A 3,845-nucleotide genomic window follows, 5' to 3' on the forward strand; every position below is an offset into this window, starting at 1 on the left:
CGCGCACCGCGAAGTGTTCACCGCGGTGGTTCAACTCGTGGCGCTGGGCCGGGTCGTGGTGCAGGCCAGTGGCCTTGTCGTTGACGAACGCGTCATCGCCCCAGCTGTCCCACAGGGCCAGCACCACCTGCAGGAATTCGCGGGCGCGGGCGTAGCGGTCCTCGTGGGCGATGTGCTCGGCGCGGCCGAAGTTGCCGGCCTCGGCGGCGTTGTCCGAGGTGACCAGGTTCCAGCCGGCGCGGCCGCCCGAGAGATGCTCCAGCGAGGCGAACTGGCGGGCCACGGTGTAGGGCTCGTTGTAGCTGCTGGTGGCGGTGGCGATCAGGCCGATGCGCTCGGTGACCGCGGCCAGTGCCGACAGCAACGTGAGCGGCTCGAAGCGGGCGGAGCGGGACATGCGCTCGGCGCCTGGGCCTTCATCGGCGGCCACGCTGTCGGCGACGAAGATCGCGTCGAAGCAGGCGGCCTCGGCGGTGCGCGCGAGCTGGCGGTAGAGCGCGAAGTCCAGACCTGCTCGCGGTGGCACGCTGGACGCACGCCAGGCCGCGACGTGGTGCCCAGACTCCATCAAAAAGGCACCTAAATGCATCATGACAGCCCCTCGTCCGACGGGTACATCGTCCGATCCCCCGAGGGGATGCGGGCCGGCTTGGGAGCGGCCCGGCGCTCGGCCCGCGTGGTCTGCGTTGACATGGCTTGTTTCATGGCTCAGAGGAAGTCGTAGCGCACGTTGAGACCGAAGTAGCGCTGGTCGTCACGCGGCACCCAGCGGTTCACGTAGCTGCCGCCGCGGCCGAGGAAGGAGGCGTAGCTGCGGTCGGTGAGGTTCTTGGCCAGCACGGCCACGCGCCAGCCCTGGCCGGGGGAGGCGAGGGCCACGCTGGCGTTCCAGATGCCGTAGGCGCCTTGCACTGTGTCGGCGTATTGGCCGATGTCGTACTGCACCTTGCTCTGCCAGTTGAAGTCGCTGCCCAGCGTGAGCTGCAGGCCGCTGTCCAGCGGCACGGTGTAGTCGCCGCGCAGCGCGAGCTTCCAGTCCGGCGAGAAGGGCAGGGGCTTGCCGTTCACGTCGCAGCTGGCGGCGGCACCTGCCGGGCAGTTGAAGTCGTCGATGCGGGCGCGGATGTACGCGGCTGCGGCGCCCAGCGTGAGCTGCGGCGTGGGCTTGGCGCTCAGGTCCAGCTCCACGCCGCGCGAGGACACGTCGCCGGCGTTGATCAGCCGGGTGATGACGGTGCCGTCCACGTTGTCGTAGAAGTTGGCCTGGTAGTTCTGGTACTTGGTGACGAAGGCTGCCAGGTTCACTCGCAAGCGGTGGTCGAAGGTCTCGGTCTTGAGGCCAGCTTCCAGCGAGTTGGAGGTCTCGGGTTTGAGCGCCAGCGTGTCGCGGTCCAGCATGTTGAAGAACACGTTGTAGGCCGGGCCCTTGTAGCCGCGAGAAAAGGTGAGGTAGCTGCTGGCTTCGGCAGACAGGTCATGCTGCAGGCCGACCCGGCCGGAGTAGCCGGTTTCGCTGGTGCTGCCCTGGTTGGCCACCACGGCATTGACGCCGGGAATCGCGCCGTTGAACTGCGCGTCGGGCGTGCTGCGGCTGCGCTCGTGGTCGAAGCTGAGGCGGTCCTCCGTCACGCGCAGGCCGAGCAGCGCGCGGGTATCCGGCGCGAAGTGCCAGCGGCCTTCGCCGAACAGTGCGGTGCTGTCGCTCTGGGTGCCGTAGTGGGCCAGGCCCCAGTCGGCGAAGCTGCTGCCATCGGCCACCACGCGGGTCACGTCGCGGCGGTAGGTTTCGCGGTCCTTGGTGTGCATGTAGTAGAGGCCGCCCACGTAGTCGAAGGCGCCGCCCTGGGCCGAGGCCAGGCGCAGCTCCTGCGAGAACTGGTCGAAGTCCACCTGGCCGTGGTCATGCGACTGCGGCAGGCCGACCACCGGCGCCGACAGGCGGTCGCCGTCCTGCACCTGCTGGTTCTGCCAGTCGCGCCAGGCGGTGATGGAAGTCAGCGTGTGGCTGCCCAGCGGCAGTTCGAGTTGCACCGAGGCGCCGCGGTTGCGGTCGGCGGCGGTGGTCTTCAGGTTGTTGTTGATCTCGCGGTTGTCGTCGCTGGCGGTGACCGGGCCCAGCGCCGCGGCGAAGGCCGGGTAATTGGTAACAGTGCCGGCGGGGTAGGCGATCAGCGAGCTGCGGGTGATGACGCCGGTGGGAATCGTGTCGTGCGACTGCAGCCAGTCCGCATTGAAGCTGAGCTTGCGGCCGCCACCCAGGTCCCAGTCCAGCCGTGCGCGCACACCCTTCTTGTCGTAGCCGTTCACGTCTTCGCCGGTGAAGAGGTTGCGCACGTTGCCGTCGTAGCGGGCGCGCAGGCCGGTGATGGATGCGGTGACGCCGGGCGAGAGTTCGCCGGAGATGCCGGCGCGCAGGCGGTTCTCGTTGCCGCCGCCGTAGTGCGAGAAGTCGACGTAGCCCTCGGGCGTGCGGGCCGGCGCGCGGGTGCTGATGTTGACCACGCCGGCCGAGGCGTTCTTGCCGAACAGCGTGCCCTGCGCGCCGCGCAGCACTTCCACGCGGTCCACGTCCAGCAGGTCCAGCGTGGCCTGGCCGGGGCGGGCCAGCACCACGCCGTCGATCACGGTGGACACGGTGGGCTCGACGCCCGGCGAGGTGGAGATGGTGCCCACGCCGCGCACGAAGAGGGATGTGTCCTTGTTCGACGCGCCGGTGCGGAAGTTGACGCTGGGCACCTGGGTGGCGAGCGCGCCCAACGTGTTGCGGTTGCTCTGTTCCAGCTGTTCGCCGCTGACCACCGACACGGCCACCGGCACGCTCTGCAGCGACTCGGCGCGGCGCGTGGCGGTGACGGTCACCGTCTCCAGCGTGGCAGCGGGTTCGGTGGCTGCTTCTTCGGCCCGGGCGGTGGCGCTCAGGCAGGCCAGCGCCGCGAGGGCGAGGGCGTGGTGGGGAAATTTGCGCGGGAAGTGGGCGGCGGGCGAGGCGTTGGACATCTTCATTCTCCGAAATTTGGGACAGCCAGCAGCGCCGTGTTAGCGCTAACATTGTCGCCATCATCGAGACCCGGGACGCACTGCGTCAAACGACAAAAAATGGCTTGCTTAGGCGAAAACCTTGTTTGCGGCGGACCGGCATGACGGTGCGCAGACGCAAGGCGGCGCAGCGCACGACGCTGGCGGATGTCGCCGCGATGGCCGGTGTTTCGGCCATCACCGTGTCGCGCTTCTTCAACGAACCGCACCGCGTGGGGCCTGAGCCGACTGAGCGCATCCGTGCCGCGGTGGAGGCGCTGAACTACGTGCCCAACCTGGCCGCGGGCGGGCTCGCGTCAGCGCACAACAGGGTGGTCGCGATGGTGGTGCCCAACATCTCCGGGCCGATCTTTGCCGACACGCTGCAGGCGCTGTCGGACGGTTTGGCAGTGGGCGGCTACCAGTTGCTGCTGGCGTCCAGCTACTTCTCGGTCGAGGCCGAGGAGCGCGCGGTGCGGGCCTTCCTGGGCTGGAACCCGGCCGCGCTGGTGCTCACCAGCCGCTTCCACAGTGCGGCGACTGAGCGCTTGATTGCCGATGCGACGCAGCCCGTGATCGAGACCTGGGACCTGCAGCCTGGCCGCAAGCCGTTGCAGATCGGTTTTTCTCACAGGCAGGTCGGGCGGGACGCGGCGCAATACCTGCTGGACAAGGGCCATCGCCGCATCCAGTTCGTGCGCAACAGCGCGGCTGGCGACCTGAGTGCGCAGGAGCGCGAGGCTGGTTATGCCGAGGTCATGGAGGCGCATGGCCTGGAGCCTCGCCACTTCGTGCCGACCGCCGCTGCGCCGCTGGAAGCCGGCGCCGAG

3 protein-coding genes are annotated in these 3,845 nt (G+C 68.9%); 1 reads left to right on the forward strand and 2 read right to left on the reverse strand.

Features of this window, described 5'->3' with window-relative positions; translation table 11 throughout:
* Together FKP22_RS23635 and FKP22_RS23640 are read right to left on the reverse strand one after the other, a co-directional pair.
* Positions 1-568, reverse strand: a 568-nt coding sequence (locus FKP22_RS23635) for an LLM class flavin-dependent oxidoreductase (RefSeq protein WP_233446953.1), incomplete at its 3' end; no start/stop codon positions are given.
* 140 nt (positions 569-708) lie between these two features.
* Positions 709-2,997: a TonB-dependent receptor gene (locus FKP22_RS23640; protein ID WP_211361547.1), complete on the reverse strand. Its 2,289-nt coding sequence runs from the start codon at positions 2,995-2,997 to the stop codon at positions 709-711.
* A gap of 140 nt (positions 2,998-3,137) precedes the next feature.
* Here FKP22_RS23640 and FKP22_RS23645 point away from each other — a divergent pair.
* On the forward strand, positions 3,138-3,845 hold a 708-nt coding region (locus tag FKP22_RS23645), incomplete at its 3' end, for a LacI family DNA-binding transcriptional regulator (RefSeq protein WP_141290123.1).

This window comes from Ideonella azotifigens (genome assembly GCF_006519715.1).
Classification (GTDB): Bacteria; Pseudomonadota; Gammaproteobacteria; order Burkholderiales; family Burkholderiaceae_C; genus Ideonella; species Ideonella azotifigens.